Annotated in this window: 16 protein-coding genes; 10 read left to right on the top strand and 6 right to left on the bottom strand. The window is 38.2% G+C overall.

What is annotated here, in order from left to right:
* Positions 1–40: 40 nt before the first annotated feature.
* Genes H8700_RS00725 through H8700_RS00715 form a run of 3 tightly spaced genes read right to left on the bottom strand, consistent with a single transcriptional unit; the run spans position 41 to position 4,619 of the window.
* The gene (locus tag H8700_RS00725) at positions 41–1,468 is read right to left on the bottom strand and encodes a sensor histidine kinase (protein ID WP_249302239.1); all 1,428 of its coding nucleotides are present in this window, start codon (positions 1,466–1,468) and stop codon (positions 41–43) included.
* A 27-nt stretch (positions 1,469–1,495) separates the two neighbouring features.
* The gene (locus tag H8700_RS00720; protein ID WP_022141353.1) at positions 1,496–2,209 is read right to left on the bottom strand and encodes a response regulator; all 714 of its coding nucleotides are present in this window, start codon (positions 2,207–2,209) and stop codon (positions 1,496–1,498) included.
* Positions 2,210–2,237: 28 nt separating this feature from the next.
* Positions 2,238–4,619 carry an endonuclease MutS2 gene (locus H8700_RS00715; RefSeq protein WP_249302237.1) on the bottom strand — a complete coding sequence of 794 codons (2,382 nt, stop codon included), beginning with the start codon at positions 4,617–4,619 and terminating at the stop codon, positions 2,238–2,240.
* A gap of 620 nt (positions 4,620–5,239) precedes the next feature.
* Here H8700_RS00715 and H8700_RS00710 point away from each other — a divergent pair.
* Positions 5,240–6,508, top strand: coding sequence for a S1C family serine protease (locus H8700_RS00710; protein ID WP_249302235.1), 1,269 nt, complete (start codon positions 5,240–5,242; stop codon positions 6,506–6,508).
* Between the two features lie 197 nt (positions 6,509–6,705).
* Here H8700_RS00710 and H8700_RS00705 read toward each other — a convergent pair whose 3' ends face one another.
* The gene (locus H8700_RS00705; protein ID WP_249302233.1) at positions 6,706–7,821 is read right to left on the bottom strand and encodes a pyridoxal phosphate-dependent aminotransferase; all 1,116 of its coding nucleotides are present in this window, start codon (positions 7,819–7,821) and stop codon (positions 6,706–6,708) included.
* A 183-nt stretch (positions 7,822–8,004) separates the two neighbouring features.
* On the opposite strand from H8700_RS00705, the gene H8700_RS00700 reads away from it, so the two are divergent.
* The 4 genes from H8700_RS00700 (at position 8,005) to H8700_RS00685 (ending at position 15,061) form a co-directional block, all read left to right on the top strand.
* Complete coding sequence (locus H8700_RS00700; RefSeq protein WP_249302231.1) at positions 8,005–11,556, top strand: DUF5717 family protein; 3,552 nt, start codon at positions 8,005–8,007, stop codon at positions 11,554–11,556.
* A 16-nt stretch (positions 11,557–11,572) separates the two neighbouring features.
* Positions 11,573–12,832, top strand: a complete 1,260-nt coding sequence (locus H8700_RS00695; protein WP_249302229.1) for a DUF5716 family protein — start codon at positions 11,573–11,575, stop codon at positions 12,830–12,832.
* An 11-nt stretch (positions 12,833–12,843) separates the two neighbouring features.
* A complete protein-coding gene (locus H8700_RS00690) occupies positions 12,844–13,680 on the top strand; it encodes a tetratricopeptide repeat protein (RefSeq protein WP_249302223.1) in 837 nt (278 codons plus the stop codon).
* 133 nt (positions 13,681–13,813) lie between these two features.
* Positions 13,814–15,061 carry a hypothetical protein gene (locus tag H8700_RS00685; RefSeq protein WP_249302222.1) on the top strand — a complete coding sequence of 416 codons (1,248 nt, stop codon included), beginning with the start codon at positions 13,814–13,816 and terminating at the stop codon, positions 15,059–15,061.
* 131 nt (positions 15,062–15,192) lie between these two features.
* Here the strand turns inward: H8700_RS00685 and H8700_RS00680 are convergent, their stop codons facing one another.
* Positions 15,193–16,434 carry an alpha/beta hydrolase-fold protein gene (locus tag H8700_RS00680; protein WP_249302221.1) on the bottom strand — a complete coding sequence of 414 codons (1,242 nt, stop codon included), beginning with the start codon at positions 16,432–16,434 and terminating at the stop codon, positions 15,193–15,195.
* Positions 16,435–16,807: 373 nt separating this feature from the next.
* Between H8700_RS00680 and H8700_RS00675 the strand changes: the two genes are divergently transcribed.
* The 4 genes from H8700_RS00675 to rplT all read left to right on the top strand — a co-directional run bounded on the left by H8700_RS00675 (position 16,808) and on the right by rplT (position 19,365).
* Entirely contained in the window at positions 16,808–17,701 is an 894-nt protein-coding gene (locus H8700_RS00675) for a helix-turn-helix domain-containing protein (RefSeq protein ID WP_249302220.1), read from the top strand.
* A gap of 509 nt (positions 17,702–18,210) precedes the next feature.
* Positions 18,211–18,705, top strand: coding sequence for a translation initiation factor IF-3 (gene infC, locus H8700_RS00670; protein WP_249302219.1), 495 nt, complete (start codon positions 18,211–18,213; stop codon positions 18,703–18,705).
* A gap of 84 nt (positions 18,706–18,789) precedes the next feature.
* On the top strand, positions 18,790–18,990 hold the full coding sequence (gene rpmI / locus H8700_RS00665) for a 50S ribosomal protein L35 (protein ID WP_022141287.1): 201 nt from the start codon (positions 18,790–18,792) through the stop codon (positions 18,988–18,990).
* A gap of 18 nt (positions 18,991–19,008) precedes the next feature.
* A complete protein-coding gene (rplT, locus tag H8700_RS00660; RefSeq protein WP_022141286.1) occupies positions 19,009–19,365 on the top strand; it encodes a 50S ribosomal protein L20 in 357 nt (118 codons plus the stop codon).
* 143 nt (positions 19,366–19,508) lie between these two features.
* Here rplT and H8700_RS00655 read toward each other — a convergent pair whose 3' ends face one another.
* Complete coding sequence (locus H8700_RS00655; protein ID WP_249302218.1) at positions 19,509–20,360, bottom strand: helix-turn-helix domain-containing protein; 852 nt, start codon at positions 20,358–20,360, stop codon at positions 19,509–19,511.
* A gap of 174 nt (positions 20,361–20,534) precedes the next feature.
* On the opposite strand from H8700_RS00655, the gene H8700_RS00650 reads away from it, so the two are divergent.
* Positions 20,535–21,188: a hypothetical protein gene (locus H8700_RS00650; RefSeq protein WP_249302216.1), complete on the top strand. Its 654-nt coding sequence runs from the start codon at positions 20,535–20,537 to the stop codon at positions 21,186–21,188.
* Positions 21,189–21,222 lie beyond the last annotated feature (34 nt).

Here is a 21,222-nt window from a genome sequence, read left to right as displayed (position 1 = left end):
TAAGATAGTCCTCTGTTTGATCAGAGGACTATCGTTTGTCTTATGTGTGTTTTTCATCTTTTTTGGCAGGTGGCAGCGTAAAGATAAATTCCGTTCCGACACCTTCTGTACTGATCACATTGATATTTTCATTATGTGCTTCAATAATCTCTTTTGTGATGGAAAGTCCAAGCCCCGTGCCGGTCTTATCTTTGCCTCTGGAATCATCTGTTTTGTAGAAACGTGTCCAGATTTTTTTCTGGCTTTCTTTTGCAATACCGATACCATGATCTTTTACCGAAATAAAGACTTTATGGTTTCGTTTTGCAGTTCGTATTTCAATCGTTGTATCATTTGGGCTGAATTTGATCGCATTATCCAATAAGTTTTGAATAACCTGCTGGATCTTATTGATATCTGCATTGACAAAAAGTTCTTTGTCGCTAAAGATCAGATTCAGAGAAATCTTTTTTTCTGTACATCTTTGTTCAAAAGCGGCAGAAGAGTCTTTGATCGCCTGATTGATATCAAAGTCTGCTAATTCTAATACAAGACCATCCTGCTCAAACTGGTTTAATTCTAAAAGATTTCCGGTAAGTTTTGTTAAACGTTCTACTTCAAAAAGAATAATATTAAAATATTTCTGCTGCATTTCCGGCGGAATCGTACCATCTGCGATCGCTTCGGCATATCCTTTGATCGAGGTCAGCGGAGAGCGAAAATCATGTGACACGTTGGCAATGAATTTTGTCTGATAATCGGTTATACTATGCATTCGTTCGGAAAGATAATAAATTGCAGATGCCAGCTCATTTTGTTCTTTGCTAAAGGAAGTTGTGATTCCCTCATCAAATTGTCCGTCAGCATATTTTTTCGCTGCATTTGTCATAAGACGAAGTGGTCTTACACTCTTATGATATAGGTAAAAAAAGATCAAAGCCGTTACAGTTAAAAGCAGAATAAAGCAGATCAGGATCGTGTCAATATACTGGGTCGCCTGGTCTAACATTCCTGAGTTAGGAGACATCAAAATGACGTATCCTTTTGTCTCTAAAGATTCTGTGATCGGATAGATCACCGTGATCATGGACTCTGACAGCAGTCCCTTAGGACAGCGGCCGACAATCGTCTGGTTGGATAAAAAACCGGAATCATATCGGTTGATATTACGTCCTTTCTGGCTGTTTTTCATATCAGAATCAATTAGGATCATTCCATCAGACGATGCAAGCCAGACACGCATATTTGTTAATGTCTGGAGAGAAGAAAAGTGTTTTAACAAAGTAGCATCTGAGGTGTTTAATATATCCATGCTTGGAATATAATCTTTTACGATCAATTCCGCTTCATTGTATAATTTCGTTTCTTCTGTTTTGATCAAATGATTGTATATCGTGGTACGTCCATAGGTGTTTAACAGAACAAAGACCAGAATACATAAAATAGCATAGGATAAAACAAATTGGAAGCGAAGAGATGATTTAGGCATAATTCATTCTCCTTTGTAAGCAAAAAATTATTTGTGGTATTCGAACTTATATCCGATTCCCCAAACCGTTGTTAGTTTCCATGCCGGATGATCTTTGAACTTTTCACGTAATCGCTTGATATGCACATCCACGGTTCGGGTATCACCGATATAATCGTAGCTCCAGATATGATCAAGAAGCTGTTCGCGTGTAAACACCTGATTAGGATGAGAAGCAAGGAAATAGAAAAGTTCCAATTCTTTTGGTGGCATTTCTACCACTCCGCCTTTGTAATGAACAGAATAATCCGTCAGATTGATTGTCAGATCAGGATACGTTACCTGTTCGACCGGTAATGTATCTTCAGGCGTGTTCGCTGCCTGTATTGTCGGTTGGAAACGACGTAATACGGCTTTTACACGGGCAACCATTTCTTTGGAATCAAAAGGTTTCATAATATAATCATCAGCACCCAGTTCCAGTCCGAGAACCTTATCAAAGACTTCTCCTTTGGCAGAGAGCATGATAATAGGAAGGTTGGAGCTTTTGCGCACTTCACGCAATACTTCATAGCCATCAATGCCCGGAAGCATGATGTCGAGTAACATAATATTGGGCTGATAGGTTTTAATCATTTCTAAAGCAGATTCACCATCACCTACAATTTTAGTATCAAAACATTCTTTCGCAAGGTAAAGGCTGATAAGCTCTGCAATATTTTCATCATCATCAACAATCAGTATTTTTTGTTTGTTTACCATTTTTTTCATTCTCCTTTTTGTAGTGTATTTATTTGAATTCTACGATAGTAACGCCCATATCCCCTTCACCGAATTCACCCAGACGGAATGATTTGATGTATTTGGTGCGCTTCAGATGATTGTGTACTGCTTTTCGTAAAGCTCCGGTTCCGCGACCGTGTATGACCGTGACTTGTGACATGTGAGCCAGATAGGCATCATCTAAGTATTTGCCAAGAACCGGCATTGCTTCATCGACTGTCATGCCGATCAGGTTGATCTCCTGATGGATGCTGGCAGCCTTGTCCATACGGATGTGGCCTCCACCGGATTTTTTCTTCGGTTCCGGCTTAACAGGTGCCTGTTTGATCAGTTCAATGTCATTTAAATTTACTTTGGTTCGAAGCAGTCCTGCCTGTACAAAAAGATCTCCTTTTTCGTTTGGAAGTGTGCTGACCGTTCCAACGGAATTCAAAGAAAGAATACGGACGTCGGAGCCGATCATTAACTGACTTGCTTTGACTTTTTTTGTATTTCTTTTTGGTGCAGCGATTTTTTTGTTAGCGTCTTTTTTGTTGATCTCTTCGCGCAGTTTTGCACGTTCCGCTTCCATTTCGCGGATGTGTTTATCGCTTTTTGCCCATTTTGTGTATTTTCGGATCGTAGAATCTGCGTATTCTTTAGCGTCGGCTAAGATACGTGCAGCCTCCTCGTTTGCATTTGCCAAAATCTTTTCTTTAGAAGAATCGATCTTTTCTGTTTTCTGTCGAAGCTGTTTTTTTAGCTCGGAAATTTCTTTGCGGTTTTGAGATACGCTTTGATGTTCCTTCTCTAATTCGACCCTTGTCTTTTCAAGGTCACTGATCACATCTTCAAATGCCTGTGCATCAGAAGTGATCCTTGCTTTGGCATCCTGTATGATCGTATCAGACAGACCAAGTTTGCTTGAAATCGCAAAAGCATTACTTTTACCCGGTACACCGATCAAGAGACGGTAGGTTGGACGCAATGTGGTTACATCAAACTCGCAGCAGGCATTTTCAACATCCGGAGTCTGTAAAGCATAAAGCTTTAACTCGCTGTAATGTGTCGTTGCCATAACGATTGAACCACGGCTGTGCAGATCGGACAGGATTGAAGTTGCTAAAGCAGCACCTTCTACCGGATCGGTTCCGGCACCTAATTCATCAAAAAGTACCAGACTATCCTGATTAGCATGTTTTAAGATTGATACGGTATTGACCATATGCGAAGAAAATGTACTTAAATTCTGTTCAATACTCTGTTCATCGCCGATATCCGCATATACTTCTTTGAAAATGCGTAAGCTCGAACCATCAAATGCCGGAATATGAAGTCCTGACTGTCCCATCAAAGTAAGAAGTCCGACTGTTTTTAAAGAAACAGTTTTACCACCGGTATTCGGACCGGTTACAACGAGCAGAGAAAAATCTTTTCCAAGATGCAGGTCAATCGGAACAACCTGTTTATATGGGATTAAAGGATGCCGCCCTTTTTTTAATTCTATATAGCCTTCCTTGGGAAATTTCGGTTCGGTTGCTTTCATTTCTCTCGAAAGAGATGCTTTGGCAAAAATGAAGTCAAGTTTTGAAAGAACCTGAAAATTCTGTTCAATAAAAAAGGTCTGTTCTGCAGCCTGATTGCTCAGATCAGCAAGGATCTTTTCAATCTCCTCTTGTTCTTTTAATTCTAATTCACGGATCTCGTTGTTTAGTTTAACAACCGATGTCGGTTCCATAAAGAGGGTAGAACCGGTAGCGGACTGGTCATGCAGCATACCAGGAAAAGAAGAACGGTATTCTGCTTTTACCGGCAGACAGTATCTTCCGTTACGCATCGTGATCAGACTGTCCTGCAGCATGGAACGTGCAGAGCTGTTTAGGATCGCATTTAATTGTTCATGGATCTTATCGCCTGTTCGTTTTAACGAATGACGGATCTTAGACAGACCGGCACTTGCATCATCAGCAATCTCATCCTCGGCAAGTATACATCGACGGATCTCATTCATTAAGGGAAAAAGTGGTTCAATCTTCTGATAATAGTCATTTAAAGAATCCCCTGTTTCGTCTGTCTCATTGACACTTTTTCGAAAGTAAGCTTTGACACTGCCTGCAGCATTCAAAAGATTAGAGATATTTAAAAGCTCTGTTGTACTTAAAATAGAACCGATCTCCAGTCTTTTTAAACTTTCACGGATTTCTCTGACTCCCTGAAAAGAGACAGCACCCTGTGTCAGGATATGTGTCAATGCATCTGAAGTTTCACGCTGTTCATGCAGGATCATTTCTTCGTCGGTATAAGGTGTCAGATCACGACAATACTGTTTTCCTAACGGAGAAGCAGCATGTTTGATCAGTTTTTGTATTATTTTATCATATTCTAACGTATGGAAAACTTTCTTATTCATACAAATCCTCGTTTCTGTTTCCTCATTATTCTATAGGCACGGCAGACATTTGCATTCTTGCAAATATTCTCGCAAAACAAAATATTACAATGCGTCATAGCAGTAGCTTTTTATTTGTGTTTCTATTTCTATTGTATTTTGGAGCACTGTTTCACCTGATAAGAATTTCTAAGATTTTTTGCAATGCTATGTGTGCGCTACGTGGCTTTGCGAAGCGGGAGCGTGTCCCAAACAACAATGCTACTCAGACTGAGCCGCCCCTATAGTTATGACCCGCGCCCAATAAGCAAAAAAGCTTAAAAAATCAGAACTTCTTATCAGGTGGCGTGTCTACCCAAAATACAAACAGAAATAGAAACACAACACAAATTCTAAGGGTATGACGCATTGGATCATTTTTGTTTTGCGAGTTTTTAGAAAATGTAATGGTGTTACAAATGTCTGCTATATGTATGGTATATGATACAACAAAAAGTGTGCTTTTATCAATAGTGTATCATGAATTCGCAAGGTAGATGGGAAAATACGTTACAAGTTATTCATAGTATATTCATATCTGTATGCTATTCTATAAAGAGTGTAAATGGAACTTGATATATTTTTTCATTGGAGTAGAAACTATGTTTAGTAGAGAAAACAATGATTCCCATAAGGAAGAACGTTATCAGTTTATGCGTGAGCAGGTAAAACCGCAAAGAAAAAAGCAATGTCTGATCTGGGCGAAAAGGCTGGGAATTCTTATTGTATCAGCCTGTATTTTTGGTGGAATAGCAGGTGGTGCGATCTGCCTGATCACAAGTCGCGCAAAAAAGAACAGCACCAGAAACGTTGTTAAGATCAATACGTATAGTGCAACGGCAGCCGCTACGGCGGAACCGCAGGAAACGCCAGCAACAGGAGGCAGTAATAACAGTTCCCGTCTTACAACCGAAAATATGAACAGAATGTCGGAACAGCTTGCAGCAATTGGAGGACAGGCAAGTGCTTCGATTGTTGGAGTTAAAAATAAAACAGATGCGCAGGATTGGTTTTCAGAGAAGCAGAACAACAGCAAGAATGTTTCATTTGGTATTATATATAAGGAAAATACTAAGAACTACTATATTGCGACAACTTACAATATAGTGAAGGAACAGCATACGGTCAGCGTACAGCTGGCAGATGAAACGGTTGTAGAAGGAAAAGTTTTAGACAGCGATCTTCAGTACAATGTGGCGGTGATCATGATCAGCAAATCTAAGATCACACAGGAAACACAGGAAAAGATGCAGGTAGCAGAGCTTGGATATGGCGGCGGTCTGCGCAATGGAAGTGATGTGATCGCAATTGGCTGTCCAAACGGTGTGTTATATTCTGTCATGACAGGACATGTTTCGAATAATAGTTTATACGGAACGATCACAGACGGAGAGGTAAAATTGTTTAGTACAGATATTCCTTATTCGGAGGATGGAAATGGTGTTGTACTGGATATTTCAGGTAATGTAGTTGGTATGATCACAACAAAATTTACAATAGAAACCGGTACTTCCGGCATGGGTTTTATAGATATGTCCAATGTTTCAACAATCCTGGAACTTTTACAACATAAGCAGGATGTAGCTTATCTGGGAATTGAAGGAGAGAGTATTTTGGAAGCAACAGCATCTGCACATGATCTGCCAACCGGGGCATATGTCAGGACGGTTTATGCACAGGCACCTGCTTACCAGGCAGGAATGCGTGTTGCAGATATTATTACAAAGATTGATGATTCGATCGTGGGTGGCATGACAGATGTTCATAATGTCCTGTTGCAGCATAATAGCGGAGAGAAAGTTATTTGTACGGTGATGCGAAAATCAGGTGACAAATATATTACGAAAAAATTAAAAGTGAAATTACAGTAGATAGTGAAAAGTACAAATTCAGCATTTTGTTATTGATACTATTGTATAAAGATAAAAAAAGAAAAGACAGCCGGCTGTATTCGAATGAACTTTGTAAAAAGAAAGCCATATCAGATACAGTTGACCGTCTTTTTTTATTTAGCTGAATATGCTGTGTTCTGTTTTTTCATGAACATGGCAAAAGCACTATAGCAGATTTAATTGGTGCGATCATCAGCCGGGATGTCATCTAAGATCACATCCAACAGCCTGTCATTATCTTCAGGTTTCATAAAACAGAAACGAAAATATTTATTATCCAGGAACGGGAAAGAAGAACAATCACGGAGCATCAGTCCCTTTTTGATCGCTTTTTCAAATAAATGATCGCTCGTCAGTTCATCGTCAAGGATACGCACCAGAATGAAGTTCGCATGTGGTACATAATATTTAAAATGTGATTGATACCGGTCAAGAATCGTACAGATTCTTTTTCGCTCAGAAGAGATCAGTTCTTTTGTATCCTCGATATAGCGCTTATCACGAAACATGATCTCGCCGGCAATCGCAGCCAGTGAATTGATCGTCCAAGGATTCTTAAAGCTTTCCATTTCTTTCAATAGTGAGTGATTGCCGCAGATCGCATAACCGAGACGAAGTCCGGGTGCTGCAAAAAACTTCGAAATACCACGTAAGATAATGATATTATTATAAATCTGTGTTAGAGGGATCGAAGTGATCGCTTCACTGTTTTCTGAAAATTCCACATAGGTTTCATCAACCATTACAAAGATCCCCTTTTCTTTACAATGATCAAGAATATTGCGCATGACAGGACGTGAGATCTGTGAGGAAGTCGGATTGTTTGGATTACAGATTACTAAAAGATCGATATCCGTTGTCAGTGCATCATACAAATGCTGTTCATTCAGACCAAAGTTTTCATCTTCATGAAGACGATAATAATGCGAGCGACCGCCTTCTAATGAAATTTCATGTTCGTATTCCGAATAAGTAGGTCCAACGATCAGTGCTTTTTTAGGATGCAGATTTTGTGTAACCAGAGAGATCAGTTCGGTCGATCCGTTTCCGACAATGATATTCGAATGATCAATACCGATATAGTCGCCGATCGCACGTCGCAGATCCGTATATTCACGGTCAGGGTATGAAGTGATCGCATCAATGTGTTTCGGAAGTTCTTCTTTCAGATCATAAGAAATTCCTAAGGGATTGACATTTGCTGAAAAACTGATGATATTTTCTTTTTTGATACCGAAAATTTTTTCAATCTTTTCTAAATCACTTCCATGAAAATGCTCTTTTTGTTCCATTGCTTCACACTACCTTTCGAAATAAGTCATTATTTGCTTTTGCAAATGTGCCAATAGGCACTTTGTTCTTTGTCATGGAATTATAGCACTAAAATAATACAGACTCAAGAGCGTTATCGGTTGAAAGATACTTGCAAAAAGTGATATAATATAAAGTATCTATGGAAATGTACGGGAGGAATTATGAGAGAGAAAATAAATAAGGCTGCAAGAGGTGAATTTACATATAGCGTTCCTAAGATAAAACTTTCAATCACAGAGCTTACGATATCAGTCAATGCCGGAGAAATCGTTCGTGGGGAATTTGTTGTCAGCAACGATCAGGAAGAGGACATGCGGGGTGTGGTTCATACAGACAGTCATTTTTTACAGTTTCAGACAGAATTTTTTCATGGGAAGCAGAATGCGATATCATATCAATTTGATGCAACTTCTTTGCAACCCGGCGAAAAAATAACAGGGTGTATCCGTGTGATCTCGGACTGTGGTACGAAAAAACTGCTGTTTGAGGCATTAGTTGGTGTGCCATCCTGTGAAGTGTCAACCGGAAAGATCCGTGATCTGTTTCATTTTACAAATCTTGCAAAAGAAAAGCCGGATGAGGCAGCAGCGCTTTTTCGTAACAAACATTTCGAAGATATTTTTCTCTATCATGATAATGTAAATATTGCTTTATACGAAGGTCTTGCCAAAGGTTCTGCGAAAGGTCTTGCAATGGAAGAATTTCTGATCGCGATCCATAAAAAAGTCGGTATTCATATTACAGCAGATAAGACACATTTTTTATATGAAGACTGTACGCAGAACTTTCAGGATAAGATCGTTCTGACCAAAGATAACTGGGGATATGCGGAGTATAAAGTGACATCGGACAGTGATTTTGTGATTCCGCAAAATAAGAGGATCTGGACCGATGCATTTATTGGAAATGTCTATACATTGTATTTTACGATCAATGTCGATAAGATGCTTCCGGGTAAGAATTATGCCCGTATGACAGTAGAATCCGTAGGACAGAAAACAGAGATCTTAATTGAAGCAAATAAGGCAGGACAGACGCATAAAGCGGTCGAACAAAAGAGAATACGCCAGAAGCAGTTATTAAAGATCATTCAGTTTTATATGGAATTCTGTATGGGACATTTAGAGCAGGATGTATATCTTTCTGAAGCAGAAAATGTCATCCGTCAGATGGAACAGGATGGCATGACGATCGTTACGCAGCTTTACCGCACCCATTTTGGGATTATGGAACATAACGAACAGTTAGTGCAAAGCAGTTTTTCTTTTTTAGAAACGCAGGAAGAAAAATTGCAAAAAGAACCATTATTATATGGGGCTTATCTGTACCTGAAGGGAATCTGGTGTGACGAGGAAGAGGTTGTAGAAGAGTATGTTGCAAAGATTCGGGATTTATATCAAAAGAATGCATCGGATTGGCGGTATCTGTGGTTCTTATTGTTCCTGTCAGAGGAATATCGTTCGGAACATAAAAAGTATGAAGACATCTTAAAACAGCTGGATCACGGATGTCATAGTCCGGTACTGTATCTGGAGATCTGCAGTATCTTAAATGACGATCCATCCTTATTGTTAGAACTTTCAGAAGGTGTATGTAATGCAATTCACTGGGGCAGCAAGCAGGGGTTTGTGGAAGAAGCTGTAGCAACGAGATTTTGTTATCTGGCTGGAAAGATGCGTTATTTTTCAAAAGTCGTTTTAGGGGATGTCTGCCGTTTTTATGAGCAATATCAGGATGATGAGCTGTTAGCGGCTGTATGTAAGATCCTGATGAAAGGACAGATGACCACGAAGGAAGCATTCTATTGGTATGATCTTGGTGTTGAACATAACCTGAAGCTGACAGATCTGTATGAATATTATATGTATTCGATCGATGAGTCACAGGAAATGCGTTTGCAGGACAGTACCTTGCTATATTTCCTGTATGACAATCATCTGACTGTTATGAAGAAAGCAATGTTATATGCTTATGTGGTACGCAACAAAGAGAACATGACAGAAACGTATGAGGCATATCTTCCGGTGATGGAAGAATATACATACAGACAGCTTGCGGAAGGCAGGATCAACGCCAATCTGGCTGTGTTATATGAAGAATTTATCAAGGAAGATGCTTTGAACGAAAAGACGGCAAAAGAGCTGGCAAATGTGATGTTTTCTTATGAACTTACCTGTGAAAATGATAAGATCATTGGTGTCTATGTAAAACACAGGGAGTTAGAAGGAGAGATTTTTGTGCCATTGGTAAAAGGAAAAGCAGTAGTACAGCTGTTTACAGAAAATTATCAGATCTTTCTGGCAGATCAGTTAGATAATCGTTATGCTCTTTCCATTGATTATACGTTACAGCGATTCCTGAATCTCGACTTTCTGGCAGGAAGCTGTTATGAAAAAGGATGCAGGGATTTTCGTCTGATCCTGTATCTGTATGACAAGGCAGAGCGTATGAACCAGATTGGCAAAGATGTCATGGCAGTACGAAAAGAAGTGCTTGGTATTGAGAAGTTAAGCAGACATTATTACAAAAAAGCATTCTGCTCGCTGGTACGCTATTATTATGATAATTTTGAAAGTGAACTTTTAGATGAAGCATTAGAAGAACTTGACTGGGATATGGTCAATGTATCGGAGCGAAAACAATTCTTTGAATATTGTGCGGTACGTCGTTATTTTGACAAAGCAATGGATGGAATTTACCGTTATGGCTTTCATAAGATTGATGGAAAACGACTGTTAAAGATTGCATCGGATTCTTTCTTGCAATCCATGGAGAAAGAAGATACCGAGCTTTTGAAAATAGCATGGTATATACTGGAAACAGGACATTTTGATGAAAATATGCTTCGTTATCTTTGCCGTTATTATAACGGGAATATCAGCAGTATGGTTCAGATATGGAAATATGCAAAAGGTTTCTCTATCGATACAACGGATTTTTCGGAGAGAATCTTAGGACAGATCATTTTTACCGGAGAAATGTCACCGGATGCCTATGAAGTCTTTTATTCGTATTATCCGTTAGAACGGGATAAGCAGTTAGTGTGGGCGTTTTTGAAATTTATTGCCTATCACTATCTGATCCATTCCTGGGTTATTCCGACAGAAATGTTTGATTATTTTTATAAAGAGGTACAGATGCAGGACAATATGTTTTGTCTGATCGCAAGCCTGAAAGATTTAAGTAAAAAGAAAAATCTGACACCGGAAGAAAAGCAATTTGTAGAATATCATATCAATCGTCTGTATGAAAAGAAAATGATCTTTCCTTTTTACAGAGAGTTTGATGGAGTGGCATCTTTGCCAATTCATTTGTTAGACCAGTGTTATATAGACTATATTACTGATCCGGCATATGAAGTACGGATCCATTATATGATCTCGTCAGGATACGAAAAAGGGGAATATGTCACGGAAACCATGCGGGATGTCTTTTATGGACAGCGTGTCAAGGAGTTTGTGCTTTTTCAGGATGAAATGCTTCAATATTATATCTCTGAGGTGCGTCCGGAAGGCGAAGTGATCACAAAGAGTGCTTCGGTACGATTTGATGAAAGTATGGATAATGAACGAAGAAGCAGCCGTTATCATATGCTGAACCTGATGATGATCGCACAGGAAATGAACGAAGAGAACACATTGATTGATATGATGAAAGAATATGTAGAAACAAAAGAGAGTGTAAACAGGCTGTTTAAACCATTAGACAAATGATCGGGAGAAAAAGACAATGGAAGAAAAAAGAACATTATTAGTTGGTATGGATATCGGAGAACAGGTAACACAGATCAGCTGTTTTGACTTTACAACCTATGAGCCGGTTGCGATCGGCAGAATGATCCATGGAAAAAGAGAATATGAGATTCCGACAGCATTGACTTATGTACCCGGTAGTGGGGAATGGTACTGGATCGATGAAATGCAAGGAGATCAGACCGGACAGATCCGTTTACAGCACTTGCTTTTGGATGTTGCAAAGAGTGATACGATCGAAGTTGGTATGCAAAAACTTGACAGTTATCAGGTGCTAAAAAGGTATCTTGTGAAAGTATTAAGTTTGCTGACAGAATATTATCCGGATGAAATGATCAAAAAACTTGTGATCACATTAGATGAGAAAGAAGAACGCCTGGTCTCTTATCTTTTAAAGATAGCCAATGAGCTTGGAATGCCAAAAGATACACTGGTGGTGCAGAATCATAAGCAGAGCTATATGTATTATGCGATCAGTCAGCCCAAGGAACTTTGGAGCAACAATGTCGGTCTTTTTGAACTGACACAAAAAGGGCTTTGGTATTCACAGATTGATATTAACCGCAAAAGAGAACCGTATATCATAGGTGTTACAAAGAAGAATCTGACACAGGATCTTGACTGGGACAAGATTGGACAGGAAGAAGAAATGCTGTCGTATGCTTTTCTGAATGCAGCCCAGACAGCATTGCACAAGCAGTATGTTACAACAATCTATGTTACCGGCAAGGGCTTTGAAGGCGAGTGGTCCAATGAAGCACTAAAAGAACTCTGTATGGGGCGCAGAATCTTTCGCGGACAGAACCTTTTTACACATGGGGCATGTTATGCGGCAAGAGAATTATCCGGCATGGGAAAATTAGATCATTGTCTGTTCCTTGATGATGAGATGGTAGCGAGTAATATCTATATCAGAACATATAAAGATGCCACAGATCATGAAGAACTTCTGGTAAAAGCAGGCACACCATGGAAAGAAGTCGATGGAAGTGTAGATGTTATACCGGATCAGGAAGATGAGATACAGATCGTAGTACAGGATGTGTTAAAGCATGAAACGAAAGCGCATATGCTTTCGTTAAGTGGATTTTCCAAGAGAGAAAATAAAACAACACGTTTTACGATACGCATTCGTTTTGCAAACCGGACAAACTGCATTGTTACATTAAAAGACAACGGATTTGGTGAGATCTGTGCAGCAAGTAATCGTGTCTGGGAACGTCATATTCAACTGTAGGAGGAAGAAACATGGGGAAATTAATTCAATGCAGCAGTCCGCTGGCTTTGACACCATATCATTTTCGGCTGACAGATACTAATGTGTATTCGATGGAAGAAGTCTGCTATTATATCTGGCATAATATTTATATGATCCAGGAAGAAGTGTTTGATCGTGAGTTTGTAATGTGGATTGAAAAAGAACTGCATATGGAAGAGACCTCACATAAGCTTGCCTGTCTGATACAGGATCATAAAAATTTGAGGGATATCGTGGTCACGATCTGCTGTAGCTGTGATTATTATGATGAAGAAGAGATCAATGCACTGATCCGTCTGATGGATGAGATCGAGCAGATGCCGGCATATGCAAGGAAAAAGCATAAAGGAGATACTTATCTTGCCTGCCATTCATATGAAAAAGCCCTGGAAGAATATGAAAAAGTATTTGAAAGTGATGAGGTCTTACATGCCGAAAAAGAAGCGTACGGAAGTATTTTTCATAATATGGGTGTGGCGTATAGCAATCTCGCGGAATTTCGTAAGGCAGCAGAATATTTTCTGAAAGCATATGAACAGAACAAGAAGGATGCTTCTTTGTCACAGGGACTTTTTGCCCTGCGTCTGAGCAAGGATGTAGAAGGGTATAAAAAAGCACTTGTGGACTTTGATGTTTCACCGGAAAAACAGCTTCAATGGGAAAAAGAATATACGCAAGTGATCAGTCAGAGCAGTCAATGCAGGGAAGCACTTAAGATAGAAAAGCTTCGAAATGTGATGAAGAGTGGCAATGTGGCAGAGTATTACGATAAAGTTCACAAATATGTGTTAGATTGGAAGAACGAATACCGCAAACAGATCGTGTGAGCGTATGTCGGCAGAGCAAGCGTCGGATTGGCTCGTTTGTCGATCATATAAGCGATGAAGTTGTTTATCATCCGGCAGCGTACGTGATGGATTGGTTTGTATAATAAAATGATATTTGGAAATGGGGATAAAAATGGCTTTTTGGAATCGAAAGAGAAAAAAAAGAAAACAGGAACGAGAGACGGAGCAGACAGAAGAAATTATGCAGGATACTTCTGTAGAAGATAAAGATACGGAAGAGATTCCGGCAGGTGTGGCAACACAGGAGCAATATAAAACAGAAGTGATCAAACCGGTTTATAAAAATGATCAGAAACGGTACGTCACGGAATGCTGCCAGTCTGTGGTCGATGCAGACCGCCAGATTGAAAAGTGCCGGAAAGAGTACCAGAATGTGACAGAATCTTTGCTGGATATCCAAAGGATTGAAAGGATTGAGGGAGAAGATAAAAAAGAAGTATTGGATTCTGCCGGACAGATCGTTAAACTGACCAGAGAAAGAAACCAGTATAAAAATCGTAATCTGACTATCTCAGAAGCGGCTATACGAAGGCTGGATCCTTATGAAGAAGAATTAGTCGATGAGATCAAGAAAATGTATGAACAGGAAGCTTACCAGAAAGCACTGGATGGAGACCTTGAAAAACTTCATGCAGAAAAGAAAAAGATACGCAAAGAAAAGGGAGACATTGTTGAAAAGCAGCATGCATTAAAAGTAATGGCAAAGTTTTTAATTGCATTGATCCTGTCTTTGTTTGTCTTATTTGTTGCAATCTATTTCGCATTAGAAACGGATATGACATTTCCGTATCTTGCAACAGTATTGTTAGCAGCAATATCGGCGACGGTTCTTTTTATTGAATCAAATAAAAACAGAAGAGATATGACAATGGCTGACCGCAAGCTGGATAAAGCCATCGGACTTTTGAACCGTGTAAAGATCAAATGCGTGAATAATCTGAATGTCATGGAATATAATCATGAGAAGTTCGGTGTTAAAAATGCATCGGATTTTGAAAAGATCTGGGGCGAATATTGCAAAGAGAAAGAATATGAAAAGAAATTTGCAGAGAATACAGAACAGTTGAATTTCTATTGCGAACAATTGATCAAAATGCTGAAAAAGTATGAGATCCGTGACCGGGAAATCTGGCTTTCCCAAGTGCTTGCGATTATAGATCCGCGTGAAATGGTTGAGATCCGTCATGGATTGAATGTACAAAGACAACGTCTGCGAGAGCGGATCGAATACAACGAGGAAGTAAAAAAAGAGTTTATTCAAAGCATTGACCGGTTGTTACAGGAGAATGCAGAAAACAAAGAAGAGCTGCTTTCAATCGTGCAGGGATACAGTTTATATGATTCTGCTGTGAAAAGCTGATAAAGAAGCAAAAACAGCTTTTGCCATGTATGAGCATAAAAGAAATACTAACAGAAATTTTGCAATAAATAAACAAAGTATACCCATTATACGGAGTATACTTTGCTTTTAAAATTTACTTTTTAAACATCTTAAAATGGTATTCTTTTCACAAAATTGATCAATCCGTTCTGCCATACTTCTGTACTATGACTGCCACGAGGATATTGAAACCAGATATGGTCAACTTGATTCTGTGTCAGAACTTCATGATATTTTTTAGGTGTGTCACCAACTGTATTGTCAGCAGTTCCGCTTGAAAGCATAACTAAAGACGGAATATAGGCACTTCCTTTAGTTGTAAGAAGTGAAGTATCTAAGGTTGGTGCTGCAGAAAAGGAACCAATATAATCAAAAAGGTCAAGGTGTGAAAATCCTAATGAAAGTGCTTCCATTCCACCCATAGATAAACCACATAACGCTGTTTCTTTACGATCAGTAGAAACCGAATAATGACTTTGAATATATGGCTGCAGATCAGTAGTAAACTCTGCATCAAAATCAGTAAATGCCTGAATGTTCTCGGGACTTAATGTGACATCTGTTCGCTTATCCGCAGGGGGGATTACGCTAGGGCAAACTGCAACAAAAGGTGCGACGTTATCTTTAACGATCAGGTTACTAAGGATTGCATTGAGTTGCATGGATACCCACTGTGATCCGTTACAGCCAATGCCATGAATCAGATAGAGGACGGGATAGGTTTTATCAGTTGTATAGCCGTTTGGGGTATAAACATAAGCTTCTCGAGTTTCTCCAATAACCGTAGAATCATAATGAATTTTTTGGATTGTGCCAAGTGGTGTATCTTTTCCTTCGGTATAAGTATTAAGGTCCACTTTAAAATACTTTTTAAAAGCCTCTTTAGTGCCACTTTGTTTATCAATATTCCAGTTATCTTCTTCGGGTACAGAAGTTGGAGAAAAAGTTGGATCTGTCGTATTAGTTGGTACAACCGTTGAAACAGGTAAAGAAGGTTGTGCTGTAGCTGTTGTATAAGAAGATGGTGTTTGTTTGTTTTTAGCCGACTGTTTTTTTGTTTTAGCAATAACCTTCACATTGCAAACAAACTTCTTCTTGCCTAAATAGGCATATATTTTAACGTTTCCTTTTTTTCTTGCTTTTACCAATCCTTTTTTTGTTACATATGCTATTTTTTTGTGAGAACTTTTCCAAATGACCCTTTTTTTAGTCTTTTTAACTTTGAGCTGCCTGGTTGAACCGACTTGTAAGGTCATTTTCTTTATGTTGAGACGTGGTGTGACCACTTTTGCATTTACATGAATAGTTGCTGATCCAACCAAAAGAATTGCTGCAAAAGAAGATAAAGACAAAAAAAGGTTTCTTCTGTAATGTAGAGTGTGTTTCATAGCGACCTCCTTCTTAAAATACGTTGTGAATATACATTTTATAGATTGATTTTAGGAAAAAGAAAACCACTAATATATATTCGTGAAAAACAAATAAATGTGATACTATAAAAATATGGTATGGTTAATGATACATTTTTACAGAATAAAAGATGTCCATATAGTAATGAACAGTCAGATAAAAATTATCACTTCCATAATTACAATAGCATGACGAAAAAGGAATATCCATGTATAAAAACGAAAAAATTTATATATTAGCGACTGATTAGAAAATGAGATATTCATAAGGGGTGTAGAAATTTCAGGCTATCAAGGATGAAAGGAAATGAGGTGGATGATGAGGACAGAAGAAAATTTTTTTCAGATTGATCTGTGCGGGACTCCGGAAGTGCTTTTGGCGAATAAGGTATCCATAGATTCGCCAAATCAGCATTTTCGTCGCAAACCAACGGAATTTATTTTATATTTGATAAAGGATGGTAGAATGCTTTTGACGGAAAATGAACAGGAATATGACTTAAAAAAAGGCGATATGATTTTATTGGATCCGTCAAGATGGCATATTGGAAGAAAATTGGCGAGCGATGTTACTTATTATTATGTTCATTTTAAAATGAATGTAGTGCAGGAAAAAATTATGACGATAGAATCATATAAAAAGGAGTATTTGCAAAAAAATTATTATACAGGATACAAAGAAGAGGAGAATACTCTTTTGTGGTTCCCAAAATTTTTTCATATCAGACAGGAAGAGCTTCCTAAAATTATATTATCCTTAGAAGATATCATGCTTGTAATGAAAAAGCAGAATAGATTTTATAAAGTACAGGCGGGAGGACGCCTTATGCTTTTATGGCTGGAATTATACCGGATATTAGAAAAAGAGTTTTTAGTGGGGGCTGATCAGGGGACAAAGATGATAGCAAAGCTGATGGCTTATTTGAAAAAATATTACTCGGAAAAAATTGATAGTAATAAGATCGAATGTGAGATGCACATGAATTTTGATTATTTAAATCGTCAATTTAAAAAATATACAGGAGATACTATTTTTCGCTTTTTAAATGGATATCGTATTGAAGAAAGTAAACGCTTTTTAAAAAGCGGACAGTATAGCAATGCAGTAATTGCCTCCATGACAGGTTTCCAGAATGAGTTTTATTTTTCAAAAGTTTTTAAGAAGTATACGGGAATTACGCCATCGGAGTATAAAAAGCAGATGATTTGAACAATAAATCATAAAAAAATATGCTATCTTTGCAGAGTATTTCCAAGCAGCATCGAAAAGCGGGAATAGCCACGGGCAATGATCTCGATGCAGTAATATAAAAAGTCACTATAGAAAGTATGATAGAATATGCCTGAATCTGAGTCATGACCGTCCTCCTTACGTCGTAATGAAAACAAGATCAATATGGTATTTATAGAAAAAAATACGATAAATGGATAGAAATGAATAGAAAAAATTAAAAATAAAGGATAGAAAAATTTAAAAATAATATTGACAAAAGTAAACAGCTATGATATTATTTTCTTTGCTGTGTGAGCACAGACGAAGTAGAGTATCCACTCTCACCTTAGCACGAGCAAGTGACTTGGGTTATGATAGAATATCAATAGACAAAATGCTATTTTGATAAACGTGGATGACTTTACATCCACGTTTTTTTGTGGAATAGTAGCTTAAAGTTTGGAAGATCGAAAAAAATTTGGAGGTGCACTACCATTAGCGAAGTAATGATTAATGAGAGGATTAGAGACAAAGAAGTACGTGTGATCGGACAGGATGGAGAGCAGTTAGGAATTATGTCTGCCAGAGATGCGATGAAGATTGCCAGAGAAGCAGATCTTGATCTGGTTAAGATCGCACCGGGAGCAAAGCCGCCGGTATGTAAGATCATTGATTATGGAAAGTACCGTTATGAGCTTGCCCGTAAAGAAAAGGAAGCTAAGAAGAAGCAGAGAACGATGGAAGTCAAAGAGGTTCGTCTTTCTCCAAATATTGATACAAATGACCTGAATACAAAGATCAATCAGGCAAGAAAGTTCCTTTCAAAAGGAGATAAAGTAAAAGTAACATTACGTTTTCGTGGACGTGAGATGGCACATGTCAATTACAGCAAGCAGATCCTTGACAGCTTCTGTGAGAAGTTAGAGGATATCGCTACGGTTGATAAAAAGCCAAAGATGGAAGGCAGAAGCATGGTATTGTTTTTGTCACAAAAACGCTAGTAAAGTTTTGTCTGTGGTTCAGGCAAGTCTTTCAGAGGAAGTCAGATTCCCATATAGAACAAAAGGTTAAGGAGGAAATTTATTATGCCAAAAATGAAAACTAAGCGCGCAGCAGCAAAGCGTTTCAAAACAACAGGAACAGGTAAACTTATGAAGATGAATGCGAACACAAGCCACATCTTAAACAAGAAGACAACAAAGAGAAAAAGACAGCTTAGAAAAGCCGTTGAGGTTGATGAGTCTAATGTAAAGATGATGAAGAGATTATTACCATATTCTAAATAATAAAGGAGGAAAGTTAAGATGGCACGTATTAAAGGCGGTTTAAATGCAAAGAAAAAACACAATAGAACATTAAAGCTTGCAAAGGGTTACAGAGGTGCAAGATCAAAGCAGTATAGAGTTGCTAAGCAGTCTGTTATGAGAGCGCTTACTTCTTCTTTCGCAGGTAGAAAAGAAAGAAAGAGACAGTTCAGAAGATTATGGATTGCACGTATCAACGCTGCAGCACGTCTTAATGGACTTTCATACAGCAAATTAATGCATGGATTAAAGCTTGCACAGATCGACATCAACAGAAAGATGCTTTCTGAGATGGCTATCAGTGATCCGGAAGGATTTGCAGCACTTGTAGAAGTTGCAAAGTCTAAGCTTGCATAATTCAAGATAAATATTTATATCATATACAAAAAGAGCTATATTCTTATGGATATAGCTCTTTTTGGCTTGTCGATATGTGGAAGTATTGTACCTGCTGTAAAGAATGCGTCGTAACGATACAGTTCTAAAGCATATTATAGAGGCTAACTGTTTAGTTCCGGATCTGTCGGAGAAAGAGGCCGTGGAGAGATTCGATATTGTCCGGGGGTTATTGCCTGGATCTTTTTAAAAACTTTACAAAAATAATTCGTATTATGAAAACCAACAGCATAGGATATGAAGTCTATGCTGTTTTTTGTATTACGCAAAAGTTCACAGGCATGGCGAATGCGGATCTGGGCAAGATATTCCATAGGACGTGTTTGCAGACATTGCTTAAACATACGGCAAAGATGCTGAGGTGTCACTTGAATATACGCACATAAGTCCTGTTGTGTCAATGGCTCTGAAAAATGTTGTTCCATATAGTCTAAAAGCGGAGTGAGGCGTTTTCTGTATGGCAATGCAGGGATTGCGTGAATTTGTTTGTATTGTCTATAGAATTCAAATATAAATTCATATGTATAGGATGCTGAAAAAAAGAGACTGTCTTTTGTATTTCTTTGAAAAGCCATATGAATTTTATTGTGTAATTCTTCAAGGCTTCTTAAATCTGTAATAGGAAAAACCGCTGCTTTTTGAAAACCGAGCTGCTGTAAAAGTTTAAGTGCTTCAAAACCACTCGGAACAAACCAGCGGACATCCCATATATCTGTTATAGCGTGATAGGAATGCGGACTGTTTGGTGGAAGATAGATAATGGAGCGTGGTGGAATTTCTATTGTATATCCTTCTGTCGTCAGAATGCCCTGTCCCTGGCTGCTGTACAGAAATTGAGGATAAGCATATCCGTCAGGACGCTCGGTTGGATATTGCCAATAATGTAAACCAACGCTGACAGTATAAAAAGGCAGATCTTGTACGGATGAGAGATCCGGAAAGCAGATGAAGCTCATAAAAACCCTCTTTTCTATAAAAATAATGTTCATTTTGTTTCATTTTGATAATACAATTCATTGATAAAAAAAGCAAACATATTATACTTGATTAGGAATAAGTAATGTTCATTTTTGGAAAATTTCATGCTTGCAGGGTAATGAGAAATTACGGCAAAGAAAGGAAGGATTAGAATGAAGAGAAAAAATGTATTGGTGCTTGGAATGACAATTGTACTTATAGGAGCAATGCTGTCAGGATGTGGGAAGAATAGTGACAAAAAAAAGAATGTGTCTGTGACATCAGAACAGTCGCAGCAAAAGAAATCTTCTCAAAATGAAAATTCATCAGCAGTTGCAATGAAAAGAACATCGAACAGTAATCTGATACCATTGAATAATGCAGAAGGAATCTACGATGAAAAGAAAGGAAGTTCATGGGTTAAGATTGCAACGATCTGGGATCCGGAATTAACATTATATGATACGGAAAGCTACGTAAAAGATACAAAAGCAATAGCGGTTACGTTTGATGTGACAGGGTTAGATATCAAAGATATGAAATGTTATTGGAATTATATGATTGCAGATTCACAAGGCAATGAGATATCATGCTGGGACACAAATTACAAAACAGACGATGTAAAGATTGAAAAAGACGGAACATACCAAATGGTATTTGATGTATCAAAAGTAGATGGTGGAGATGTAGCAGAATTAAAATCATTACAGCTCGTTTTCCCGGATACTTCGACAGCAACGACAATGAAAGTTAAAGTAACTGATGCAGTCTGTGTCACAGATGCGAAAGAAATTGGAACAATTTACAAAACCGGTTTTATAGAATAAAATAGTGAAAACAGTAAAAAAATCTTAAAAGAAA

The organism is Jutongia hominis (assembly GCF_014384965.1).
GTDB classification, from domain to species: domain Bacteria; phylum Bacillota; class Clostridia; order Lachnospirales; family Lachnospiraceae; genus Butyribacter; species Butyribacter hominis.
This window is presented reverse-complemented; position numbering and strand designations above follow the sequence as displayed.

Excerpts from the sequence above, each read along its gene's own strand:
- H8700_RS00720 (WP_022141353.1), bottom strand. The coding sequence starts at position 2,209 with ATGGTAAACAAACAAAAAATACTGATTGTTGATGATGATGAAAATATT.
- H8700_RS00705 (WP_249302233.1), bottom strand. The coding sequence starts at position 7,821 with ATGGAACAAAAAGAGCATTTTCATGGAAGTGATTTAGAAAAGATTGAA.
- H8700_RS00725 (WP_249302239.1), bottom strand. The coding sequence starts at position 1,468 with ATGCCTAAATCATCTCTTCGCTTCCAATTTGTTTTATCCTATGCTATT.
- rplT (WP_022141286.1), top strand. The coding sequence starts at position 19,009 with ATGGCACGTATTAAAGGCGGTTTAAATGCAAAGAAAAAACACAATAGA.
- rpmI (WP_022141287.1), top strand. The coding sequence starts at position 18,790 with ATGCCAAAAATGAAAACTAAGCGCGCAGCAGCAAAGCGTTTCAAAACA.
- H8700_RS00700 (WP_249302231.1), top strand. The coding sequence starts at position 8,005 with ATGAGAGAGAAAATAAATAAGGCTGCAAGAGGTGAATTTACATATAGC.
- H8700_RS00695 (WP_249302229.1), top strand. The coding sequence starts at position 11,573 with ATGGAAGAAAAAAGAACATTATTAGTTGGTATGGATATCGGAGAACAG.
- H8700_RS00655 (WP_249302218.1), bottom strand. The coding sequence starts at position 20,360 with ATGAGCTTCATCTGCTTTCCGGATCTCTCATCCGTACAAGATCTGCCT.
- H8700_RS00715 (WP_249302237.1), bottom strand. The coding sequence starts at position 4,619 with ATGAATAAGAAAGTTTTCCATACGTTAGAATATGATAAAATAATACAA.
- H8700_RS00685 (WP_249302222.1), top strand. The coding sequence starts at position 13,814 with ATGGCTTTTTGGAATCGAAAGAGAAAAAAAAGAAAACAGGAACGAGAG.
- H8700_RS00690 (WP_249302223.1), top strand. The coding sequence starts at position 12,844 with ATGGGGAAATTAATTCAATGCAGCAGTCCGCTGGCTTTGACACCATAT.
- H8700_RS00710 (WP_249302235.1), top strand. The coding sequence starts at position 5,240 with ATGTTTAGTAGAGAAAACAATGATTCCCATAAGGAAGAACGTTATCAG.
- H8700_RS00675 (WP_249302220.1), top strand. The coding sequence starts at position 16,808 with ATGATGAGGACAGAAGAAAATTTTTTTCAGATTGATCTGTGCGGGACT.
- H8700_RS00650 (WP_249302216.1), top strand. The coding sequence starts at position 20,535 with ATGAAGAGAAAAAATGTATTGGTGCTTGGAATGACAATTGTACTTATA.
- infC (WP_249302219.1), top strand. The coding sequence starts at position 18,211 with ATGATTAATGAGAGGATTAGAGACAAAGAAGTACGTGTGATCGGACAG.